Raw genomic sequence first — 208 nt, 5'->3', positions numbered from 1 at the left:
ACCCGTCTGGCGGGTTTGGCTTTTGAATCGAGCTTCAATTGACCTGCAAGGCTCATACGTGCTTTTGGGGACAAGGAATTAACCCCATCCACTCCCGCCGTCTTTTTGCCTTGATTATCCTGCGTGACCCTTCGTACCGCTAACACTTTGGCTGACCAACTTTTCAGCAAAATCTTTTGGAGTCCGCGAACTGTTTTAACATCGCCAC

Annotated in this window: 1 protein-coding gene; it reads right to left on the bottom strand. The window is 49.5% G+C overall.

The genetic code is table 11. The features are described 5' to 3' along the window. Positions 1 to 208: reverse transcriptase N-terminal domain-containing protein (locus AC0QH1_RS20885; protein WP_324633245.1), on the bottom strand; the 208-nt coding region annotated here is incomplete at both ends.

It is taken from the genome of Phormidium sp. CCY1219 (genome assembly GCF_055795085.1).
Note: the sequence above shows the minus strand (reverse complement) of the source record. Positions and strands in the feature narration are given on the sequence as shown.